The sequence below is a fragment of the Cobetia sp. 10Alg 146 genome (genome assembly GCF_029846385.1).
GTDB classification, from domain to species: domain Bacteria; phylum Pseudomonadota; class Gammaproteobacteria; order Pseudomonadales; family Halomonadaceae; genus Cobetia; species Cobetia marina.
Genome location: NZ_JARWKT010000002.1, coordinates 383,807 through 405,932 on the forward strand (window position 1 = coordinate 383,807; position 22,126 = coordinate 405,932).

18 protein-coding genes are annotated in these 22,126 nt (G+C 64.1%); 4 read left to right on the forward strand and 14 right to left on the reverse strand.

What is annotated here, in order from left to right; translation table 11 throughout:
* The first annotated feature begins 22 nt into the window (after positions 1-22).
* Positions 23-3,550: a transcription-repair coupling factor gene (gene mfd / locus QD172_RS04625; protein ID WP_077371993.1), complete on the forward strand. Its 3,528-nt coding sequence runs from the start codon at positions 23-25 to the stop codon at positions 3,548-3,550.
* Between the two features lie 116 nt (positions 3,551-3,666).
* Here mfd and QD172_RS04630 read toward each other — a convergent pair whose 3' ends face one another.
* From QD172_RS04630 to QD172_RS04655, 6 genes are all read right to left on the reverse strand, one after another.
* Entirely contained in the window at positions 3,667-4,404 is a 738-nt protein-coding gene (locus QD172_RS04630) for an S-methyl-5'-thioinosine phosphorylase (RefSeq protein ID WP_191236680.1), read from the reverse strand.
* Between the two features lie 251 nt (positions 4,405-4,655).
* Positions 4,656-5,237: a hypoxanthine-guanine phosphoribosyltransferase gene (locus QD172_RS04635; protein WP_077371987.1), complete on the reverse strand. Its 582-nt coding sequence runs from the start codon at positions 5,235-5,237 to the stop codon at positions 4,656-4,658.
* Positions 5,218-6,609, reverse strand: coding sequence for a mechanosensitive ion channel family protein (locus QD172_RS04640; RefSeq protein ID WP_240499577.1), 1,392 nt, complete (start codon positions 6,607-6,609; stop codon positions 5,218-5,220). Before QD172_RS04640 ends, QD172_RS04635 begins: the two co-directional genes overlap by 20 nt.
* A gap of 47 nt (positions 6,610-6,656) precedes the next feature.
* Positions 6,657-7,751 carry a beta-N-acetylhexosaminidase gene (gene nagZ, locus QD172_RS04645; protein WP_084209151.1) on the reverse strand — a complete coding sequence of 365 codons (1,095 nt, stop codon included), beginning with the start codon at positions 7,749-7,751 and terminating at the stop codon, positions 6,657-6,659.
* Between the two features lie 202 nt (positions 7,752-7,953).
* Positions 7,954-8,496 carry a L,D-transpeptidase gene (locus QD172_RS04650; protein WP_279855131.1) on the reverse strand — a complete coding sequence of 181 codons (543 nt, stop codon included), beginning with the start codon at positions 8,494-8,496 and terminating at the stop codon, positions 7,954-7,956.
* Positions 8,496-9,173 carry a TetR/AcrR family transcriptional regulator gene (locus QD172_RS04655; protein ID WP_077371978.1) on the reverse strand — a complete coding sequence of 226 codons (678 nt, stop codon included), beginning with the start codon at positions 9,171-9,173 and terminating at the stop codon, positions 8,496-8,498. Before QD172_RS04655 ends, QD172_RS04650 begins: the two co-directional genes overlap by 1 nt.
* Before the next feature lie 551 nt (positions 9,174-9,724).
* On the opposite strand from QD172_RS04655, the gene lexA reads away from it, so the two are divergent.
* Positions 9,725-10,354 (forward strand): transcriptional repressor LexA, encoded by a 630-nt coding sequence (lexA, locus tag QD172_RS04660; RefSeq protein ID WP_077371975.1) that lies wholly within the window; start codon positions 9,725-9,727, stop codon positions 10,352-10,354.
* 130 nt (positions 10,355-10,484) lie between these two features.
* Here lexA and QD172_RS04665 read toward each other — a convergent pair whose 3' ends face one another.
* From QD172_RS04665 to topA, 3 genes are all read right to left on the reverse strand, one after another.
* Positions 10,485-10,724 carry a hypothetical protein gene (locus tag QD172_RS04665; RefSeq protein ID WP_103751365.1) on the reverse strand — a complete coding sequence of 80 codons (240 nt, stop codon included), beginning with the start codon at positions 10,722-10,724 and terminating at the stop codon, positions 10,485-10,487.
* A gap of 253 nt (positions 10,725-10,977) precedes the next feature.
* Entirely contained in the window at positions 10,978-11,457 is a 480-nt protein-coding gene (locus QD172_RS04670; RefSeq protein ID WP_077371969.1) for a DUF6586 family protein, read from the reverse strand.
* Positions 11,457-14,099 carry a type I DNA topoisomerase gene (gene topA / locus QD172_RS04675; RefSeq protein WP_077371966.1) on the reverse strand — a complete coding sequence of 881 codons (2,643 nt, stop codon included), beginning with the start codon at positions 14,097-14,099 and terminating at the stop codon, positions 11,457-11,459. Before topA ends, QD172_RS04670 begins: the two co-directional genes overlap by 1 nt.
* Positions 14,100-14,706: 607 nt before the next feature.
* Here topA and pyk point away from each other — a divergent pair.
* Positions 14,707-16,176: a pyruvate kinase gene (gene pyk, locus QD172_RS04680; RefSeq protein WP_077371963.1), complete on the forward strand. Its 1,470-nt coding sequence runs from the start codon at positions 14,707-14,709 to the stop codon at positions 16,174-16,176.
* A gap of 79 nt (positions 16,177-16,255) precedes the next feature.
* Positions 16,256-16,729, forward strand: coding sequence for a methylglyoxal synthase (locus tag QD172_RS04685; protein WP_077371960.1), 474 nt, complete (start codon positions 16,256-16,258; stop codon positions 16,727-16,729).
* 205 nt (positions 16,730-16,934) lie between these two features.
* On the opposite strand, the gene QD172_RS04690 is transcribed toward QD172_RS04685, so the two are convergent.
* The 5 genes from QD172_RS04690 to oadA all read right to left on the reverse strand — a co-directional run bounded on the left by QD172_RS04690 (position 16,935) and on the right by oadA (position 22,116).
* The gene (locus QD172_RS04690; protein ID WP_279855134.1) at positions 16,935-17,687 is read right to left on the reverse strand and encodes an isochorismatase family protein; all 753 of its coding nucleotides are present in this window, start codon (positions 17,685-17,687) and stop codon (positions 16,935-16,937) included.
* Between the two features lie 183 nt (positions 17,688-17,870).
* Complete coding sequence (locus QD172_RS04695; protein WP_084209155.1) at positions 17,871-18,560, reverse strand: prephenate dehydratase domain-containing protein; 690 nt, start codon at positions 18,558-18,560, stop codon at positions 17,871-17,873.
* Positions 18,561-18,627: 67 nt separating this feature from the next.
* Positions 18,628-19,380 (reverse strand): SDR family oxidoreductase, encoded by a 753-nt coding sequence (locus QD172_RS04700; protein WP_176502788.1) that lies wholly within the window; start codon positions 19,378-19,380, stop codon positions 18,628-18,630.
* 227 nt (positions 19,381-19,607) lie between these two features.
* Positions 19,608-20,159 (reverse strand): lactoylglutathione lyase, encoded by a 552-nt coding sequence (gene gloA, locus QD172_RS04705; protein WP_077371949.1) that lies wholly within the window; start codon positions 20,157-20,159, stop codon positions 19,608-19,610.
* A gap of 118 nt (positions 20,160-20,277) precedes the next feature.
* Entirely contained in the window at positions 20,278-22,116 is a 1,839-nt protein-coding gene (gene oadA / locus QD172_RS04710; protein ID WP_279855135.1) for a sodium-extruding oxaloacetate decarboxylase subunit alpha, read from the reverse strand.
* Positions 22,117-22,126: the final 10 nt, after the last annotated feature.

A 22,126-nucleotide genomic window follows, 5' to 3' on the forward strand; every position in this document is an offset into this window, starting at 1 on the left:
AGGACACAAGACACCAGAGCCCATGTTCGAGACTCCGCTGACGCCCCCGTTGCCACGCTCTCCCCGTGAGACCACCTACTGGACGCTGCAGGATGGCAGCGCTGCCGCCCTGGCGCTGGCGCGCCTGGCGGACGCCGATGAAGCGCCACTGATGGTGATCACGCCGGACACCGCCAGCGCCCAGCGTCTGGAGGCGGACCTGCACTTCTATACCCGCCACCCGGAGCGCCTGCTGCCATTCCCTGACTGGGAGACACTGCCCTACGACAGTTTCTCGCCCCACCAGGACATCGTCTCGGAGCGCCTGCGCACGCTGCGCACCCTGCAGGCCAGCCGCCGCGCCATCGTGCCGGTGCCGGTCAACACCCTGATGCAGCGCCTGGCGCCGGCGGATTACATCGCCGGCCAGGTCTTCAGTCTCGCCAGGGGAGACACTCTCGACCGCGAGAATTTCCGCTCACGCCTCTCACGTGCCGGATACCGTGCGGTGGAGACCGTCTACGAGCCCGGAGAGTATGCGTTGCGCGGCGCGCTGATCGACCTGTTCCCGATGGGCAGTGAGCAACCGCTGCGAATCGATCTGTTCGATGACGAGATCGACACCCTGCGCGCCTTCGACCCCGACACCCAGCGCAGCGGCGACAAGGTCGAGGCGATCGAGATCCTGCCCGCCCACGAATATCCTCTGACGCGCAGCGCCATCGCCTGTTTCCGCGAGGGCTTCGAGACACTGTTCGATGTCGACCCCCGCCAGTGCATCCTCTACAACGATGCCATCAAGGGCATTCCCTCACCGGGGCTCGAGCAGTATCTGCCGCTGTTCTTCGAGGAGACTGCGACGCTGTTCGATCACATGGGCGACAACCTGCGGATCGCCATGCTGCCGGGAGCTCGCGAAGCGGCCGAACATCATTGGGACGCCATCACCACGCGCTACGCCAATCTCGGCGTGGACCCCACGCGCCCGCTGCTGCCGCCGCATCGCGCCTTCGTGCCGGTCAACGAACTGTTCGCGTTGATCAAGCAGCACGAGCGCATCGAACTACTACGCGAGCCCAATGCGCACACCATCGAATTCGGCCAGCAGGCGCTGCCCAGCCTCGCCATCGATGCACGCAGCGCCGACCCCACCCAGGCGCTGGCGAGCTTCCTCAAGCAGCGACTCAACGGCCAGAGCGCACAGCGCATCCTGTTCGTCGCCGAGACCCAGGGTCGCCGGGAAGTCGTCGAGGAGCAGCTCGCTCCGCTGCTGCGCAGCTTCGGGCTACGCAGCCTGGAGGACTTCGCGAGCTTCCAGCACTTCGTCGACAGTCCCGCCGCGGTCGGCCTGACCGTCGGCGGCCTGACGCGTGGTGCCTGGGTAGCGGGTGAGCAGGCCTCCCAGGCGCCCTCCCCCGAGCGCGCAGACGCCGCCAAGGGGCTGGTCATCGTCACCGAGACCGAGCTCTATGGCGAGGTAGTCCGCCAGAGCCGTCGTCAGGCGCGTGCCACCGATGACAACGAACTGGCCGTGCGTCATCTCTCGGAGCTGCGCGAAGGCGCACCGGTGGTACACCACACCCACGGGGTCGGTCGCTACCTGGGACTCGAGACCATCGATGCCGGCGGCCAGGAAGCCGAGTTCCTCGCCCTTGAATACGCCGACGGCGCCAAGCTCTATGTGCCGGTGGACAGCCTGCATCTGATCTCACGCTATTCCGGCGCCAGCGATGAACTGGCACCGCTGCACAAGCTGGGGTCCGAGCAGTGGGAGAAGGCCAAGCGCAAGGCGGCCGAGAAGATTCGCGACACCGCCGCCGAGCTGCTGGATGTCTATGCACGGCGCGAAGCGCGTGTCGGCCATGCCTGCGACTTCCCCGCCGAGGACTACGCCCGTTTCGCGGCCAGCTTCCCCTTCGAGGAGACACCGGACCAAGCGCAGACCATCGGTGCGGTGATCCAGGACATGTGCTCTCCTCAGCCGATGGATCGCGTAGTGTGCGGCGATGTCGGCTTCGGCAAGACCGAGGTGGCGATGCGCGCCGCCTTCCTGGCCGTCAACTCCGGCCGTCAGGTGGTGGTGCTGGTGCCCACCACCCTGCTGGCCCAGCAGCATTACGACAACTTCCGCGATCGCTTCGCCGACACCGCGGTGGAGATCGCCCTGCTGTCGCGCTTCACCAGCGGCAAGGGCCAGGAAGCGTCACTGGAGCGCATCCGCAAGGGGCAGGCGGATATCGTGATCGGCACCCACAAGCTGCTCTCCAAGTCGCTGGAATTGCCCAACATGGGACTGCTGGTCATCGATGAGGAGCACCGCTTCGGGGTCTCCCAGAAGGAGCGACTCAAGAGCCTGCGTGCCGAAGTGGACATCCTGACCCTGACCGCCACGCCGATTCCGCGCACGCTCAACATGGCGATGAGCGGCATTCGCGACCTGTCCATCATCGCCACGCCACCGGCGCGCCGCCTATCGGTGAAGACCTTCGTCCAGCAGCGCAACGACGGCGTGATCAAGGAAGCCATCCTGCGTGAGCTGCTGCGCGGCGGACAGGTCTACGTGCTGCACAACGAGGTCAAGACCATCGAGGAAAGCGCGGCACGCATCGCGGAACTGGTGCCGGAAGCCATCGTCGGTGTCGCCCACGGGCAGCTGCCGGAGCGTAGCCTGGAGCGGCGCATGTCGGACTTTTACCACAAGCGCTTCAACGTGCTGGTCTGCTCGACCATCATCGAGACCGGCATCGACGTCCCGAGCGCCAACACCATCATCATCGAACGCGCCGACAAGTTCGGCCTCGCGCAGCTGCACCAGCTGCGTGGGCGCGTCGGGCGCTCGCATCACCAGGCCTACGCCTACCTGCTGACCCCGCACCCCAAGGCCATGACCCGCGATGCGGTCAAGCGTCTGGAGGCAATCAGCGAATCGCATGACCTGGGGGCAGGCTTCACCCTGGCCTCCCATGACATGGAGATCCGTGGCGCGGGCGAGCTGTTGGGTGATGAGCAGTCCGGCCAGATGGAAACCATCGGCTACTCGCTGTACATGGAGATGCTGGATCGCGCCGTGAAGGCCATCAAGGCCGGCAAGACACCCAACATCGAATCGCCGCTGGATGAGGGTGTGGAAGTCGGACTCAATCTGCCGGCGCTGATTCCGGGTGACTACCTCCACGATGTCCAGCAGCGCCTGATGATGTACAAGCGCATCAGCAACGCCGAGAACGCCAGCGATCTCCGGGAATTGCAGGTCGAGATGATCGACCGCTTCGGCCTGTTGCCGGAGCCGGTCAAGACGCTGTTCCGCCAGACCCGGCTGCGCCAGCGCGCCCAGGCACTGGGCATCGTCAAGCTGGAAGCCGGTGCCGCACGCGGCCGCATCATCTTCGGCGCCCAGACGCCTGTCGATCCCTTGACGCTGGTGACACTCATCCAGCGCCAGCCCGATGTCTACAGGCTGGAAGGTGCCGACACGCTGCGCTTCACCACCGAGATGGAAGACGCCGAGGCGCGCTTCAGCTTCTGCGAATCCCTACTTGAGCTGCTCAACGCCAAGACCCAGGCGGCCTGACGCCCCCACTCACCTCTGTGCACGTGAAAATGCGCGGAACATGAAAACGGCCTGCATCACTGATGCAGGCCGTTTTTCTGGCAGGCAGACCGCCTCACCTCCCAGGGACAAGCGCCTCACGCATGGCGTGCCAGCAGCGCCGCCAGCAAGCGCTGCACCTGCGGCATGCCTGCCTCGATCACCGACTCCGTTCCGGCCCTCGTCGGCTCCTCCTCCCCGACCCCGGCCGCGTGACTGATCACCAGGCACAGGCTGGCGTACTCCATCTCGAGTTCACGGGCCAGCACGGCCTCGGGCATCCCCGTCATGCCCACCAACGTATTGCCATCGCGCGCCATCAGACGAATCTCGGCCGCGGTTTCCAGTCTCGGCCCCTGCACCACGCCCAGCACTCCGCCTGCCTGGATCGCCAGTCCCGCGTCAGAGGCCGCCGAATGCAGCTCCTCGCGCCAGACACGGTGATACGGCCAGGCGAATGCCACATGCTGGAACGGCTTGAAACGGCCATCGAAGAACGAGCCCTCGCGCCCCGTCGTGTAATCGATCAACTGATCCGGGACCACCAGCGTGCCCGGCGTCAGCGTCGGGTCAATACCTGACACGCAGTTGACGCCAACGACGTGAGTCGCCCCGGCCTGCTTGAGCGCCCACAGGTTGGCGCGATAATTGATTCGGTGCGGCGGCATCTTGTGGGGTTGACCATGCCGCGCCAGAAACAGGATCGACCTGCCGCCGAGCCGCCCCTGCACCACCCCGCAGGACGCCGCCCCCAAGGGAGTTTCCTGACCACCCCGCTTGAGCACCTCCAGCCCCGGCCAATGGCCGAACCCGGTCCCCCCGATGACTGCCAGCATCCCCTGTCTCCTCGCCACCCATGTGCAGGAATCTCTCAAGGGCCGAACGCTTCGCCCCTGAGCGAACGCTACTCCGAGCCAACCGACAACGACAAGCACAATCGTCACGCTCTGCGCCAAGAGACGAGAAAAGGCCCCGAAAACGACACCACCCGCCGCGGTGGCCCGGGCGGGTGGTGATCACATGCCGGCGTGGCTGCGATGGTGAGACAGGACGGCAGCGCGACGAAACCGCCTCGTCTTCAGGAACGCTACAGCCCCTTGGGCGCGTAGATGCCCGGCGCGTTGCGCCAGTAGCCCTTGTAATCCATGCCGAAACCGAACAGGAAGCGGTCCTCGACATCCAGACCACAGAAGTCGGCCTTGAAGCCCGGATAGGCCTTGCGATCGTGCTTCTTGTCCACCAGCACACAGCTGGACACGCTGCGCGCACCCGCTTCACGGCAGTACTCGATGATGGCCGCCAGGGTGCCACCCTCATCGAGGATGTCATCGACGATGACCACGTCACGACCGGCCATCGGCAGTTCCGGATTGACGCGCCAGAACAGCTCGCCACCGCGCATGGCACCGCGGTAACGCGTCGCGTGCAGATAATCGACTTCCAGCGGGAACTTGAGTCGGGTCAACAGCTGACCTGCGGTAATCAGGCCGCCATTCATCACGCAGTAGAAGATCGGCATGCGATCACCAAGGCTGCGGGTCAACTCCCCGGCCATGCGATCGAGTGCGACCTCCAGCTCTGCCTGGGGAATCAGGCAGTCGGCGTTGTCCATCACGTCTCGCATTTCGGCATGCAGGGCGCTCAGGGAGTCAGGCGTCGGAGTCAGCATCGGGAGTTTCCTGGGTATCACTGGCCTCATCTCCACGTCGGGCGGACGTGGCAGAGGATGTAGCAGCGGAGGATGAAGCAGAACGGCGGGACCCGCTCTGCGCAGCGTGTGACGGCGAGGCTTCAGCGGCCTTGCCGTCCTGTTCGTCTTGCGGTCGGCGCGAGGACGACTCGCGATCAGCATTCGTGTCGCCTTGAGGAGCAGCGCCCTCGAGGGACAGCACGTCAGCGAAGTGCAGGCGCTGCCCCGGCAGGGCCACGCGTGCATCGTGCTCACGGATGATGTCATGGATGCGCAGCAGCACATCCTGCTTGATGGCGTGATACTTCACCCAGTCGGTGGTGCGCGTGAAGACGTACACGAAGAAGTCCAGCGAGTGTTCACCGTAGCTGTTGAAGTTCACGATCTGGGTCCGCGTCTGGTCGATCTCGTCATGCCCTTCCACCATCTCGCGGACCGCGGTGATGATGTCACCGACCCGGGTGGCATCTTCATAACGCAAGCCGATGGTCTCGAAGATGCGCCGGTTGTACATCCGTGACGGATTCTCCACCGCGATGCTGGTGAAGATGGCGTTGGGGATGTAGAGCGGACGCATGTCGAAGGTGCGGATGCGCGTCAGCCGCCAGCCGATGTCCTCGACGGTGCCCTCGATCTCGCGGTCCGGCGAGCGAATCCAGTCACCGACCTTGAATGGGCGGTCGAGATGGATCATCAGGGCACCGAAGAAGTTGGCCAGCAGATCACGCGCGGCGAAGCCCACCGCGATACCGCCGACCCCACCGAAGGCCATCACGCCGGACAGTGACACACCGAGATTCTGCAGGATGGCCAGACCCACCAGCACGATCACGACGGCACGCAGCAGTTTGCTGATCGCCGAGGCCGTGGTGGCATCCATCGCATTGACGTTGGTGCCGGGCGGTGGCGTGGTACGCAGCGACTCGAAGCGCTTGATCATGCGAATCAACGCCCAGGCCAGCGCCAGCAGGGTGATGATCTGGCGCACCGTGCCCAGATAGGCCTCCAGGCTGCCGGGCGCGAACTGATGGGCAAGAATATCCAGCGCGACCAGCGACCCCATGCTGTAGAGCCACAGAGACAGCGGATGGCGCAGCCCATGCAGCAGCGCGTCATCCCACAGGTTGCGACTCTTCTCGGCATGCACGGCCAGGCGACTGAGCAGAATGCGCTCGCTCAGATGCAGCACGACCACGGCCACCAGCACCAGGGCGAGGTTGATCCCCCAGAGTGGCAGACCGAAGGTCTGCTCCACCCAGTTGCGCAGCGGCTCGACCCAGTGATTGATCATCTCTTCGGCAGGCGCCGCCAGCTTGTCGGCAGCCGCCTCGGTGGCGGATTTCTCAGCCATGTGGAGTCCTTGGGTGACGTCTGGAGGAAAAGCCCCTCAAGGCTGGCTCATTCAGCCAAGCCCGATGGCATGGCCACCTGCTCGAGCGGCTGACTGGCCGCCAGCGCCTCGAGACGTGCATGGGTACGCCGCCAGCGAGACAGCCCCGCAAGGCCCTCGAGCGTGGGGCGGGCGCGCCCGTAGCGCAGACGCGCCTGACGCTTGCCGGCATTGCGCTGCTCATCCCCATCGAGGCTGTCGAGCACGGCACGTGCGGCGGCGGGATCATTGCACACCAGCGCCATGTCGCAGCCGGCATCCAGTGCCAGACGAGCGCGCACTTCCGGCTCGCCCTCGGCCACGGCAGCCGCCATGCCCAGGTCATCGGAGAAGATGGCGCCCTTGAAACCGAACTCCTCACGCAGCAGCCCCAGCCAGCTTGGCGAGAAGCCGGCGGGGCGCGCATCGAAATCGGGGTAGATGACATGAGCCGGCATCACGCCACCCAGGCGATCCGCCAGCGCCGCGAAGGGCTTGAGATCATGCTCGCGCAGCTCGCGGAAGGGGCGGGGGTCGATCACGCGCTCGCGGTGGGTATCCGCCGCGATGCCACCATGACCGGGATAATGCTTGCCGACCGCTGCCATGCCAGCTTCGCGCAGGCCCTCGATGAAGGCGGTACCGACGGCAATCACGTCCTCGGGAGTCGTCCCGAAACTGCGGTCGCCGATGATGGTGGAGCCCGCGACATCGATATCCAATACCGGCGCGAAGGTGATGTCGCAGCCAATGGCGGCCATCTCCATGCCCAGCAACCAGCCGGCGTCACGGGCAAACCCGAGCCCTGACGACTGGGCATCATCACCGCAGCCGTCACAGTCACGTCCCAGGCAGCAATGTGCCAGGGCGCGCATCGGCGGCAGGCGGGTCACGCCTTCGCGCAGCCGTTGCACCCGTCCGCCTTCCTGATCGATGGCGATCAACAGATGTGGATTGACGCGGCGGATCTCACCGCACAGCGCCAGCACCTGCTCGGGAGAAACACAGTTGCGCGCAAACAGGATGACGCCGCCGACGGCGGGGCGTGCCAGTAGTTCACGTTCGTCAGACGTGAGGGTATGCCCCTCGACGTCGAGCATTACGGAGCCCAATGGCTGTGTCATGACATCCTTCCTGTCCATGGCCTGCTGGCCGTGTCATGCGCTGCAAGGCATGGCACGCACGGCAGGGTTTCATGTCGTTACGGGGCTCGGCAGCCTGGAAGACAAGCCTCAGGACAGGCGGCCGGCGCGAGGAAAGGCGCAATTCTAGCCGACTGAGCGCGACTCGAACAGTCGCGAGCACCAGCCGCCAGGCAACGCAGCGTCAGGCATGCAACAGCACTGGCGTTCCGGCGGGCGCATGCTGGTAAAGGCACAGCAGATCCTCATCGCGCAGACGAATGCACCCATGGGAGGCCGGGGTGCCCATCGGCTCGCTGGTCGGCGTGCCATGGAAGTAGATGTAGCGCCGCAGGCTGTCGACGCGCTGTCCCGCCGCGTTGCGGCCACGGTTGATGCCGGCCTCACGACCGCTGAGCCACAGGATACGCGTCAAGATCCAGTCGCGTTCGGGGTGCTCGGCGGCCAGTCGAGGCGTGAACACCTCTCCCGTGAAGCGCCGCCCACGATAGACGGCACCACGCGGATTGCCCTCCCCGATCGCGGCGCGAACCACATGCCAGCCGGTCGGCGTGCAACCGCTGCCATCGAGCTCGCCGATACCGTTGAGGCCGCTGGAGATCGCACAGGCATGCACCAGCGTGTCAGGGTCAGCCGCGGGGGGCGGCGCATCACGACTGCCACTGGGCGCGTCATTGCGTATCTCAAGACGCTGGCGGGTGAGATCCACCGCCACCCAGCAAGCCATCAGCTGGCCGCCTGGGTGACCGCTTCACCATCTCCGAGCGAGGCCGGCAGCGGAGCCGCCATCGCCGCCACCACCACCGGACGCATGTGCTGGATCAGCTCGCGCACACTGGTGTGATGGCCGTATTCGGCCTCTTCGATATCGCGCAGTGCGTCCAGTCCCGAGAAGGTGAAGATCACGCTGCCGAGCATGAAGTGCAGACGCCAGAAGCGCTCGTTGTCTGGCAGGTCCGGCGTCGCAAGCTTCAGGAGCTCGGCGAAGCGGCTGAAGACCGTGCCGTAATGCTCGCGGATGTAGCGACGCATGTGACCCTGCCCCTGGGTATAGGCAAGCCCGAGCAGGCGCATGAAGGTACGCAGGCTGTTGCGCTCGGCCGGCACCTCCAGCACCGTGCGCGCCATCACTTCCAGCAGCGTTTCCAGCGGCACCTGACGACCGGCATGCTGCTGCTCGACACTGTCGAGTGCCGCATGGAAACGCTCGCTGAAGGGGTCGAGATAGCGGGCGAACACTGCCTGGATCAATGACTTCTTGGAGCCGAAGTGATAATTGACCGCCGCCAGGTTGACCTTGGCCTTGCTGGTGATATTGCGCAGCGAGGTTTCGGCGAAGCCTCGCTCGGCGAACAGGACCTCGGCGGTATCGAGGATACGGGTAACGGTATCGGTCTGGGCCATGGGCGGATGCCTTGTCAGGTGATCAGTCACGAGGGGGCACGGGAGTCCTTGTCCCCCCGGGAAACGGCAAGGCCGTGGCCCGGGGGGCGACTCTTCTCATGCAGGTCAATCAAACGACATGTCGGTCTTCACGCACCGCGTGTCAGGCAGCGACTCCGAGGCGGAGGCTGCCACGAGCCGTGTCCCGAGCACAGGACACACAGGGCCTGTGTACCGGTAGCCGGATGCGCCCGACGAACATTCGTTTGAAACAAGGTAATTCTAGCTGTCCATGCCATGACTGGCAATTGCTGGTTGTTTCAAACACTCGACAGCCAAGACCGGCAGGACGCGCATTCACGCGGGACATTCGGGGACGGGATGGTCATGGGGCGTCCCGGACACCCGCTGTCTCGCGTCAGCATGTCGATGTCGACGAAGATGCCGGCAACGTTGCTGCCAAAGCAACCACGATGCCTTGCATGACCGCCATGACTGGATACAATGACAGTTGTATGGATGCACACCCCGTGCCGTCAGCTCAGATGCCGCCCAGGCCAAAGGCAATGCCCATGACTCAGCCGCTTACTCCGCGCCAGCAGGATGTCTTCGATTTCATCATCAAGACCATCAAGTCCTCAGGCTATCCGCCAACGCGTGCCGAAATCGCCCAGGCACTGGGCTTTCGCTCACCGAATGCCGCGGAAGAGCATCTGCGTGCCCTGAAGCGCAAGGGAGCCATCGAGATGGTGCCGGGCACCTCGCGGGGCATCCGCGTGCCGTCTCTGGCCGAGGCGGAAGAGGATAGCGAGCAGGGCCTGCCGGTCATCGGGGAAGTGGCCGCTGGCAGCCCTATCCTGGCCAGCCAGCATATCGATCGCCATTGCCCGCTGCCCAGTGACTACTTCTCGCCTGCCGCCGACTATCTGCTGCGCGTGCGCGGGGTCTCGATGAAGGATGTCGGCATTCTGGAAGGTGACCTGCTGGCCGTGCACCGCACGAGCAGCGTGCGTGACGGACAGATCGTGGTGGCGCGTCTGGGGGATGAAGTGACGGTGAAGCGTTTCCGTCGCGATGGCCATTACGTATGGCTGGAAGCCGAGAACGAGGACTTCGCTCCCATCAAGGTGGATCTGCGCACGGACAGCCTGGAAATCGAGGGCCTCGGCGTGGGCGTGATCCGCGATGGCGGCCTGCACTGATCTCAAGGCTCGCAGGCAGTCTGTCCTCACAGCGCTGACGCGCAGATGACGATTGTCGCCATCAGGGCATCCACGAAAAAACCCGCCGATTGGCGGGTTTTTTCGTGGCAGGCAGACATGCGGGAAGTGCTCAGTGCACCATGCCTTCCGACTGCTCGTCTTCATCATCCTCGCCATCCCACAGGCGGGTGCGGGTGATGGCGTGGTCGATCATCTCACGCGCGACCTCGAAGCGATTGTCACGCAGCAGATCGGCAGCTTCATCGGAGATGCGGATACTCAGAAGTGGCTCACCTTCACTCTCGGCGGCACGCAGGATCACTTCCCCATCTTCCATTTGCACGATTTCAAGTACGGCGGGATCGGACACGTCATTCCTCCTGCACGGCATCCTGAGGATACCGGCGTCGTTGTGATCGTCAGCTTGACGGCGGGCAGGCCCTGCGACTTGCAGTCACTGGCGACAATGCAGAAAAAAGTACGACCACAGCCAGAGCCATGGTCGTACCGGAGAATGCAGGGCTTGCCACAATGCCGCCAGTCTAGCACCCGTCATGCCAGGGCGTCACCTGAATGACAGGTGCGTGACATGCCAGCGCCTTCGGGTCAGGCAAGGCGCGACGCTACCACTCCACATTCGACTCGCGAAGGTGTGACAGCAACGCCTTCATGGCGCTGACTGCCGTGGCGAGACGCTCTGCCAGAGGCGCATTGGCCGCCGCGGCGATGATGAGACCATCGCCACGCGCCTGGCCTTCCTCACGCCGGGCAGCACCGCCCTCTTCATGCAGACGCGTGATATCGGCCACCAGCTGGCTCAACCAACTGTCCGGCTGCGCCTGCAGGCTTCGCAACTGCTCGATTTCCGCCACGGGAGTCGGCGGTGTGGCCAGCCGCTCGCGCCAGCTGCCCTCAGGCCAGCGTGCCGACGCGGCGCACTCCTCGATCAACGAGGCCAATGCCAGCTCCATCAACGCCAGCGCCCCTTCCTCACCGGCCATGCGCCGTGCGACGGCATGCTCATCACGCGTCGCGACGGCCGCCTGCTCCAGCAGCAACTCGGCCTGATACAGCAGTTGATTGGTGCGGCCACGCTGGCTCATCAGCTCTTGGCTCCCTTGCGCTTGTCCTCGACGACCCAACGGCCGTTGTCGAAGGTCGCCTTCCACCCCGTCGCCTTGCCATCTTCGTCCGTCATCACGAACTGCTCCTTGGCCTTGCGCGAGAAACGAATCTGCGTCGGGCGGCCATCGGGGTCTTTCTCCGGCGCCTTGAGGATGAAGTGATACTTCTCCGGGAGCTCGTCGGCATGCGCCTTGAGCTCGCTGACCAGCGGCGGACGCGTCTCGCGATTCTTGGGGAACTGACTGGCGGCAAGGAACAGGCCACTGGCGCCATCACGCAGCACGTAGTGATCCTCGACCTTCACGCAGGCAAGTTCCGGCATGGGGATCGGGTCCATCTTCGGCGGTGCCACTTCACCGGACTTGAGCAGCTTGCGGGTGTTCTTGCAATCCTCGTTGGTGCAGCCGAAGTACTTGCCGAAACGCCCGGTCTTGAGCTGCATGTCGGCACCGCACTTGTCGCACTCGATGACCGGCCCATCGTAGCCCTTGATGCGGAACTGACCCTGCTCGACTTCATGTCCCACGCAGTCCGGGCTGTTGCCGCAGACGTGCAGCTTGCGCTGCTCGTCGATCAGATAGCTGTCCATGGCCGTGGCGCAGATCGGGCAACGGCGCTTGGCACGCAGTGCATCGGTCTCGGCATTCTCATCCGCGTCAGCGGCGACCGCCTCATCCCCCGGCAACAGGTCGATGGTGGTCTTGCAGCGCTCCTTGGGCGGAAGGTTGTAACCGGAGCACCCCAGGAAGACGCCAGTGGAGGCGGTACGGATCTGCATCTCGCGGCCACAGGTCGGGCAGGCGATATCGGTCGGCACCGGCTGATTCGGGCGCATGCCCTCTTCTGACTGGGCGTGATCCAGCTCGGCCTTGAACTCGGCGTAGAAGGCATCCAGCAGTTCACGCCAGTTGCGCTGACCGTTGGCCACCTCATCGAGGTAGTCTTCCATGCGCGCGGTGAAGCCGAAGTCCATCAGGTCCTTGAAGGATTCACTGAGACGATCAGTGACGATGTCACCCAGCTTCTCGGCGTAGAAACGCCGATTTTCCAGCGCCACGTAACCACGATCCTGAATGGTCGAGATGATGGCCGCATAGGTCGAAGGACGGCCGATGCCGCGCTTCTCCAGCTCCTTGACCAGACTGGCTTCGGTGTAACGCGCCGTCGGCTTGGTGAAGTGCTGCTGCGGGTCCAGCTCGACCAGCTCCAGCACCTCGCCGATGGCCAGGTCCGGCAGTGACTGGTCCTCTTCCTTCTTGCCCGCCGGCTTCATCACGCGGGTATAACCGTCAAACTTGAGCACCCGGCCCTTGGCGCGCAGCTCGTAGCCATCGACCTCGATGGTCAGGGTCGAGGACAGATACTCCGCCGGCACCATCTGGCAGGCGACGAACTGACGCCAGATCAGCTCATACAGACGCTCCGCATCACGCTCCATGCCGGTGAGGTCCGTCGCGCGACGCGCCACCTCGGAGGGACGGATCGCTTCGTGAGCTTCCTGGGCGCCTTCCTTGCTGGAGTAGACGTTGGCGGCCTGCGGCAGATAGTTGTCGCCGAATTCCTCAGCGATGAAGTCCCGCGCGGTGGCCACCGCGTCCGCCGACAGATTGGTCGAGTCGGTACGCATGTAAGTGATGTAACCGGCCTCGTAGAGGCGCTGCGCCATCATCATGGTCTTCTTGACCGAGAAGCCGAGACGACTGCTGGCCGCCTGCTGCAGGGTCGAGGTGATGAAGGGGGCATTCGGCTTGGAGCGGGTCGGCTTGTCTTCGCGATTGGAAATCGCGAGCCGAGCGGTACGCAGCGCCGCGATGCGATCCAGCGTTTCCTTCTCGCTGGTCGGACGGAAGGCCTTGCCATCCTGACGCGCCAACTCGAAACGGATCGCCTCGCCGCTGGTCGCGGCAAGCTCTGCGTGCACATCCCAGAATTCTTCCGGAATGAAGGCACGGATCTCACGCTCACGCTCGACGATCAAGCGCACGGCAACCGACTGCACTCGCCCGGCCGACAGCCCACGAGCCACCTTGGCCCACAGCAGCGGCGAGACCATGAAACCGACGACACGATCCAGATAGCGACGCGCCTGCTGAGCATGCACGCGGTCCATCTTCAGATCGCCCGGCTCATCGAAGGCCGCCGTGATCGCCTTCTTGGTGATCTCGTTGAACACCACGCGCTTGTAGCGGGTATCGTCGCCACCGATGGTCTCGCGCAGGTGCCAGGCAATCGCCTCCCCTTCGCGGTCCAGATCCGTCGCGAGATAGATGGTGTCGGCCTTCTCGGCCAGGCGCGTCAGCTCGGAGACGACCTTTTCCTTGCCGGGCAGGATCTCGTAATGCGCCTCCCAGCCGTTCTCCGGGTCTACCCCCATGCGACGGATGAGCTGCGTCTTGGCCTTCTTTTCCTTGTGAGCCGCCTTGGCTTCCGGCGACATCTTGCGCGTCTCGGCTGCCTGACGGGCACGCTCCTTGGGATCGGTGGCCTGCTTGCCGCTACCGCTGGTCGGCAGATCGCGGATATGCCCGACACTCGACTTCACCACGAAGTCGTTGCCGAGATACTTGTTGATGGTCTTGGCCTTGGCAGGCGACTCGACGATCACCAGTGACTTGCCCATGGTTGCTCGCATCTCCTGGCCGGCGCTGACTGCACCGGCGAATGACTCGTAGCGCTGGGTTTTATCCCAGCCTAAAAATGCGCCTACCCTACCCCAGCATTTCAGCGCTGACCAGCAATGTTGCCAGCACCACGACATGTGGGTGGTGGCAGCGGACATCACACACCACCCCGAATCTCGAGAATCGACGCCCGAGGCATGACGCGGTCATCGACCGGCACCCGGACCTGCCAGACCCGCCAGGTGCATGTGTCGCCATGACGACAGGCAAGCCATGACTATATATAAGTGGCCTTTTCACGATTCGTCACATCAGTGTGGCATTACTGACACAGGCAGTGGCAGGCCTGCGGGTCAACGTAGATGCCATCCTCACAGCCAGGGCCTCTCGGATCACGCCATGTCTGACTGGCCACCAGCCTGACGCCAGCGCTTGTGAAGACGCAAGTCATGTCGCTACCATCGCCGCCATGGCAGCCGAATCACTCACGCGCTACCACACCAATCAACCACGACACTCGACAGGCTCCCTTTACGTCGTCAATGTAGTAAAATGACAACACAAACCGCCTGACCCCTCACGCAAGTGTTCAAGGAGTATGTTCTCATGCCGCACGCGTTCAACGGCCCGATCCGCCGCACCAAGATTGTCGCCACACTCGGTCCGGCCAGTGACAAGCCGGGCGTCCTCGACGCGATGATCCGTGCCGGAGTGGATGTGGTTCGCCTCAACTTCTCTCACGGCAGCCCCGAAGACCACCGCATGCGTGCCGAGGCCGTCCGTGCCGCCGCCGCCGCCCAGGGCCGCAGCGTCGCCGTGCTGGGTGATCTGCAGGGTCCGAAGATCCGCATCGCCCGCTTCAAGGACACCGCTGTCCAGCTTCAGGAAGGCCAACCGTTCATCCTGGACATCGGCCTGGGCCGCGATGAAGGTACCGTCGAGCGTGTCGGCTGCGACTATCAGCAACTGGCCGATGACGTGGTCGCCGGCGACGTTCTGCTGCTTGATGACGGTCGCGTGGTGCTCGAGGTCAACGAACTCAAGGGCAACGAGATCCACACCACCGTCAAGGTGGGTGGCAAGCTGTCCAACAACAAGGGCATCAACAAGCAAGGCGGTGGCCTGTCCGCCGAGGCGCTGACCGAGAAGGACAAGGCAGACCTCAAGACCGCCATCGACATCGGCGTGGACTATCTGGCCGTCTCCTTCCCGCGCAGTGGCGCCGACATGCAGCTGGCACGTGAGCTGCTGGGCGAGGAAGGTCGTGACATCGGCCTGATCGCCAAGGTCGAGCGCGCCGAAGCCGTCGCCGACGACGCCGTGCTCGACGGCATCATCCTCGCCAGTGAAGGCGTGATGGTGGCGCGTGGCGATCTGGGCGTGGAGATAGGCGACGCACAGCTGATCGGCGTGCAGAAGCGCATGATCCGCCGTGCCCGCAGCCTCAACCGCGTGGTCATCACCGCGACCCAGATGATGGAGTCGATGATCAGCGCCCCGCTGCCGACCCGCGCCGAAGTCTTCGACGTCGCCAATGCCGTGCTCGACGGCACCGACGCCGTGATGCTGTCGGCCGAGACCGCGGCAGGCGATTTCCCGGTCGAGACCATCGAGACCATGGATCGTGTCTGCCTGGGTGCCGAGCGTGAACGTGCCGCCCAGGAATCCCAGCACCGCATCCACGAAGGCTTCAGCAAGACAGATGAGACCATCGCACTGTCTGCCATGTACGCGGCCAACCACCTGACGGGTGTCGTGGCCATCGTCTGCATGACCGAATCCGGCTATACCCCGCTGATCGCCTCGCGCATCCGCTCGGGTCTGCCGATCGTCGGTCTCGCCCAGGACCAGAAGACCCAGCGTCGCATGGCTCTCTATCGTGGCGTGGTGTCACTGCCCTTCGATTCCAGCGAGCTGCCGGCGCAGGAGATCAACCGTCGCGCCATCGCCGAGCTGGAAGCGCGCGGCATCGCCAACCGTGGTGATCTGGTGATTCTGACCCGAGGCGATCAGATGAATGCCCACGGTGGCACCAACACCATGAAGATCGTCACTGTCGGTGGCACCATCGACTGAGCGACCGGCATCGACGGATCGACACCGGCAGCGTTATCACTGGCGGGGCTGACACCCCGCCTTCAGGAGATCAAGCGGCATGAGCGAGCAACGACCCAAGCGCCAGGCACGACGCACCCTGGCAGAACGCAAGCGGATTGCGCTGGTGGCTCACGATGGCAAGAAGGATGAGATGCTGGCCTGGGCCATGCGCTGGCGCGATGAGCTGTCACGCCACCAGCTGCTGGGCACCGGCACCACGGCCCGACGCATCAGCAAGGAGCTCGGACTTGAGGTCGAAGGCCTGATGAGCGGGCCGCTGGGTGGTGATCAGCAGATCGGTGCGCGCATCGCCGAAGGCAATCTCGACCTGCTCATCTTCCTGTGGGACCCGTTCGCTCCGATGCCGCACGACCCTGACGTCAAGGCGCTGCTGCGCCTGGCGACACTGTGGAACGTGCCGGTGGCCAACAATGTCGCGAGTGCCGACTTCATGTTCCACTCATCACTGATGTCGGAGTCGGTCGAGATCGCGGTCCCCGATGCCAATGACTGGGTCAGCACCCGCGCCTGACACTGGCACATTGCCGATACACGCAGACGCCCGCCCCTCATTTGAGTGGGCGGGCGTCTGCGTATGGGCTCATGTCAGCGTGATCCACATGGTCATTGGCTTCATGCAGAACAGCGAATATCCGCAAAAATGTCGTAATCAAACTACATTTCGGACCTGTACCTGACTGACAGCCTCAAGCGCATTCCTCCAGGCGTCTGATGCCTCACGCCTGAATCCTGAGCTGGCTGGCGATGATCGCCCCGCGTGAGGCCATGCAATAGAGCCCGATGTGATGGGCGTCTCGCTGCGGGTGGATGGCGGGCGCAGGCAATCCAAGGGCAGCCACGCTTTCCGCACTCAGATCATAGGTGGCGCAGGCAGGCTCCAGCACCACGATGTCGCTCACCTCGCCCAGCAGACCATGATTGCGTGCAGAGAGAAGCGTCAGCACCAGGTCCATCACGCAGATGTCCGTGCAGATTCCCGCCACTACCAGCGTCTTCAGTCGCTGCCGGCCAACCCAATCCTGCAGCGCATTGACACCGATTGCCGGGTCGATCGCGCCAATATATCCATTGATGCAATCCTTGCGTACCAGAGTGGCATGCGGATCGCTCTCCAGCCACGCAAGCTCTGCCACCAGCTCATCCTCACCACTACCCTGCTCACAGTGAGCGGGATAGGGCGGCTCCGGGACGCCGGGTGAGTGGGAGTCAATGAAGGCCAGCAGTGGGCGGGCGTGCGCCGAGAAACAGCGCGCCACGTCGTTACTGAGCGCCACCATGCGGGTTACCTGGGCATTGTCGGCCTGCGGGGCCAGAGCGCCTCCTTGCACCTGACAGAAGCCGTTGATCTCATCGACCAGAATCAGTCCGGCACTCGGCAGCGAACATTCGTAAGGGGCAGGCCGTACCGGCAGGCGCGCATCCAGCGCAAGGGGGGAGTCGAGAGGCGCGGGGGATGCAGGAAACGACAACGGCGAGCTGTCGGGGCTGCTGGCCGAGGTAGCATCGGCCTTTGACGCTCTCGTGTCAGTCTCTGAGGAAGCAATGGAGTGAGGCATCGTGTCGTACCCGAGGCAAGGAAAGCCTTCAGAGTATCAGCAGGTCACCGGACATGGCAGCGACGCACGGGCGATGGCTTCCATGTCGAAGGATACTCAGCCCGGATCAGACTCGCCTGCCACACAATCTGGCGAAGTTGAGGGCGCGTCGTCCAGATATCCCTGGCCACGCACGCTGCTGGTATCGCGCTTCAACACCGCAAACTGAGCGACACGCCCGGGGTCGTCCTCGATCCGCTCGGCAAGGCACACCAGACCCGGCCTGCGTGCGAGAGACGGTGGCGCGATCGCCAGGGTATCGTGGCGCCCCTCGGCCATGTCCAGCGCATCCGCCATGTGCAGGCATTCGATGCGTGCGACACCGGGGAGATTGTGCTCAAGCCACTCGCTGCACTCCTCGAACAGAGCCTCGCGCGCCACGATGCGCTGGACCTTCGAGGGACAGAGGTCCGGTGGCCCCAGCAGGCTGAGGCTGATGGCACGGAAAAGCCGACGCTCCACCCGAATGCCCGGCCAGCAGGCCAACGCCTCGTGGGTGGCCGTCACCGGTCGCTGATGCCCTCTTGACCAGGGGACGACGGCAGCCTCCACCTCTCCTCTCACCAGGGCGTTGACCACCTCGTCGATGCCCGCATAGGCACTCAAGGTGGCATTCGAGGCATACATCTTGGCGGCGCATTCGCGTGAGTACCCCCCGAGCCGTCCCGGGTAGCCGACCCGCAGCACATGAGCCGATGCGCGCGTTGTCGATGCATTTTCCTGAGCTTCGCTTACCGTCACCTTCATCCCTGCCCCTCATGACAACGACTGATGAACATCCGACTTGCCATCAGCATAGCCGTAAATGGCGCACTCAGGCGAAACCACCATTGGCGCCGATGACCTGCCCGGTGACCCAGGCGGATTCCTCACCGGCCAACCAGGCCACGACGGCCGCGATATCCGTGGCATCCGCGATACGCCCCAGCGCTGCCATGCCCTTGAGGCGCTCGATGGTCTCCTCGCTCTTGCCATGCCGGAACAGCCCGGTATCCGTCGGGCCCGGCGCCACGGCATTGACGGTAATCCCGCGTGCGCCGACCTCCTTGGCCAGCACGCGAGTGAGCTGGTCCACCGCGGCCTTGGACGCCGCATAGGGACCATAGGTGGCGAACATCTGGCGCGTCACGGAGGTGGAGATATTGATCACGCGGCCCCCATCACGCAGCTTGCGCGAGGCTTCGCGCATCATGTTGAAGCTGCCGGTGAGGTTGGCCTGCATCAGACTGGAAAAGTCCTCATCCGTGAACTCGGCCAGCGGCTTGTAGAGGCTCATCCCGGCATTGTTGACCAGAATATCCACTCCGCCATAGTGCTCAGTGGCCACCGTGAACAGCTGACTGGCCATCTTGCTGTCGCCGACATCGCCCTGGACGGCAAGCGCCTGCCCGCCAGCTGCCACTATCTCGGCCACCACCTGATTCGCCCCATCGACATCACTGCGGTAATTGACCACCACCCGGGCGCCGTCCGCCGCCAGACGCTGAGCGATGCCTGCGCCGATGCCGCGCGAGGCTCCGGTCACCACCGCCACCTTGCCGCTCAACTGCTGTGCATTCTCCGACATGGCTGTTTCCCCTTTCGTCATGGGCCATCGATTTCAAGGTCCCTCAATCTCAAGGTCCCTCAATCTCAAGGTCCCTCAATCTCGAACCTTGAGCGTCTCAGTCAGACCTCATCATTGCAGCAACCGGATGCCACTGACACCCCTGCAACGCGGGGTGTCGTATCAACGAAAGAACCGCCACCCCGGGCATGCCGGTGGTGGCGGTTCTTTTACATCGGAGGCCTGCCTCAGGCTTGGCCGTTGGCCTGACGCTCGAAGGTATCGGCACGCAGGATCTCGATCCAGTAGCCGTCGGGATCCTTGACGAAGGCCAGACCCTTCATCTTGCCATCATCGGGGCGCTTGACGAACTCGACACCCAGCGATTCGAAGCGCTCGCTGGCGGCGTAGACGTCCGGCACGCTGACCCCGATGTGGCCGAAGCCCTGAGGCTGGGCGTTGCCGTCATGATAGGCGAAGTCCGGGTCGTCCTCGGTCCCCCAGTTGTGCGTCAGCTCCAGCATCGCCTCACGCCCGAAGGTGTAGGTGGTGCGCTTGAGATCATCACTCGGCACGTCACTGGCCTGGTCGTCGTCCAGATAGGCGAGGAAATAGAGGCTGAACTGCATTTCCGGGAAGTCGAGCTTGCGCACCAAGCGCATGCCGAGCACACGGGTATAGAAGTCCAGACTACGCGTCGGATCCTTGATGCGCAGCATGGTCTGGTTGAAGACATAGCCTCGGGTAGCCGGATCAATCTGCTCACTCAGGCCGGGAACCTGCTCGAAATGTGTTGCCATGATGGTCCTTCCACAGGAAAGGACGGCAGGACATCCACGATGCCCGGCCGTCCCTGGTGATCGAATAGCTGTCAGATGGAGACGGCGAGCGGGTTTTGCAACCTCGCCGGCCGCGGCATCACTCGATTTCGATCAGTACTTCCCCCGGCGTGACGCGATCGCCGCGAGCCACGTGGATGGCCTTGACGGTACCGTCGACGCGCGCCGTGATCTCGGTCTCCATCTTCATCGCCTCGCTGATCAGCACCGACTGACCTGCCGTGACGCTGTCACCCACCGCCACCAGCACCTCGACGATATTGCCCGGCATCGCCGTGGTGACGTGCCCCGGCGCAGACGCACTCGCGCGCCCGCCGCTCTGGCCACCTGCCACGTAATCGTCCTTGGCTTCGAACACCACCTCTTCCGGCATGCCGTCCAGAGTCAGATAGACGTGACGCTTGCTGCCCTTGGCACCGCCGACGCCGGTGATCTGCACCGCATAGGACTCGCCGTGGACATCGATGACGAACTCGGTCGGCACGCCGGAAGACACCGGACGCTCCGCCTCGCCCTGGGGGATGATTTCCGGCGTGAGGGTGTCGGCGCGGCGCTCGCTGAGAAAGTCACGCCCCAGCTCCGGGAACATGGCGAAGGTCAAGACATCCTCAGGGGACTCGGCCAGCTCGCCCAGCTCCTCGGTGAGACGCGCCATTTCCGGGCTCAGCAGATCCGCCGGACGCCCGACCTCCACCGGTGCGTTGCCGATGGCACGCGAGCGAACCTCTTCGTTGACCGGTGCCGGCGCCTGGCCATAGCCGCCCTGCAGATAGCGCTTCACTTCATTGGTGATGCTCTTGTAGCGCTCGCCGGTCAGCACGTTGAGCACCGCCTGGGTACCGACGATCTGTGAGGTCGGGGTGACCAGCGGCGGATAGCCCAGATCGGCACGCACACGCGGAATCTCGGCGAACACCTCACGAATGCGCTCCAGCGCATTCTGCTCCTTCAACTGACTGGCCAGGTTGGACATCATGCCGCCGGGAATCTGGCTGATCTGGACCGAGACATCCTCACGGGTGAATTCGCTCTCGAAGGCCGAATACTTGCGGCGCACCTCACTGAAGTAGTCGCCGATCTCACGCAGCGACTCCAGTTCCAGTCCGGTGTCCCAGCGAGTGTCACGCAGCGAGGCGACGAAGGATTCGGTGGCCGGGTGGCTGGTGCCACCGGCGAAGGCCGAGATGCAGGTATCGATGTGGCGGCAGCCCGCCTCGACGGCCTTGATCTGACACTGCGGTGCCAGGCCTGCCGTGGCATGGCTGTGCAGGTGGATCGGCACTTCGACAGCCTCGACCAGCGCACTCACCAGGTCGAAGGTGGCATACGGGGTCAGCAGCCCGGCCATGTCCTTGATCGCGATGGAATCGGCGCCCATCTCGACCAGCTTGCGCGCCTGCTCGACATACATCTCCAGCGTATGCACCGGGCTCACGGTGTAGCAGATGGTGCCCTGGGCGTGCTTGCCGGCCTTCTTGACCGCGCGCATGGCGGTTTCCATGTTGCGCAGGTCATTCAGGGCATCGAACACGCGGAAGATATCGATGCCGCCGGCCGCGGCACGCTCGACGAAGGCCTCCACCACGTCATCGGCATAATGACGATAGCCGAGCAGGTTCTGGCCGCGCAGCAGCATCTGCAGCGGCGTGTTGGGCATGGCTTCCTTGAGCGACTTCAGACGCGCCCAGGGGTCTTCCTTCAGAAAGCGCACACAGGCATCGAAGGTCGCACCGCCCCAGACCTCGAGGCTGTAGAAGCCGGCCTGATCGAGACGTGCCGCGATGGGCAGCATATCCTCGGTGCGCATGCGCGTGGCGATCAATGACTGGTGGCCATCACGCAGGACGACTTCGGTGACCTTGACGGCATCCGCCGCAGAGTCGCTCGCGGCATGGGGAGTGGAGGTAGCAGCAGTCATGTCAGGTGTC